At 62.6% G+C, this 823-nt stretch carries 1 pseudogene; it reads right to left on the minus strand.

The features are described from left to right. Positions 1–764, minus strand: a pseudogene (locus IB235_RS24790) (IS256 family transposase); the annotation flags it as partial. Positions 765–823 lie beyond the last annotated feature (59 nt).

The following is an 823-nucleotide window of genomic DNA, read 5'->3' on the forward strand; positions in this document are numbered from 1 at the left end:
GGCCTCGAAGACCCGCGCGATCGCTCCTTTCAGTCCAGAATGGGCATCGCTGATCACCAGCTTCACGCCCTCGAGCCCGCGGGCTTTCAGCGAGCGTAGAAAATCCATCCAGAACGTCTCGGCCTCGGATGGCCCCAGCCCCAGACCGATGATTTCCCTGCGACCTTCGGTGTTGGCGGCGACAGCGATTATCGCCGCCACCGAGACGATCCGGCCGCCCTGGCGCACCTTCAGATAGGTGGCATCGAGCCAGACATAGGGCCATTCACCGGTCAACGGCCGGTTCAGGAATTCGCCGACGCGCTCGTCATTCGCCATGGTCGCTTGGACCGATGGCGCGACATGGCTCATTCCTTGCACAGTTTCGACACCGTGCTTTTCGAGATCCCGCTCAGCCCCATGGCCTGCACAAGATCATCGACGCGCCGGGTCGAGACGCCGCTGATCCAGGCTTCCTGGATCACAGCCACCAAGGCCTGCTCTGAGGTTTTGCGCGCCTCGAGAAAGCCGGGGAAGTAGCTACCCTGCCGCAGCTTCGGGACCCGCAGGTTCAGCGTCCCGAGCCGGGTATCGAGCGCACGCTCGCGATAGCCATTGCGCCAGGTTGAACGCTCGCCGCTGCGCTCATGCCGGCCGGCGCCGATGAGGCCTTCGACATCGGCCTCCATGATCTGCTGAAGAACGGCCTCGGCGATGCTGCGCAAAAAATCGCCCTGATCCTGCTTTGCCAGAAGCTCGGACAAGTCCATGTTGGTCTTGGTCATCGGGGTCTCCGTCTGGTTCGTGGTTGAAGCGTCGAAACTCCACCTCGACCATACACCTC

Origin of the sequence: Paracoccus sp. PAR01 (assembly GCF_014851995.1) — a bacterium.
GTDB classification, from domain to species: domain Bacteria; phylum Pseudomonadota; class Alphaproteobacteria; order Rhodobacterales; family Rhodobacteraceae; genus Paracoccus; species Paracoccus litorisediminis.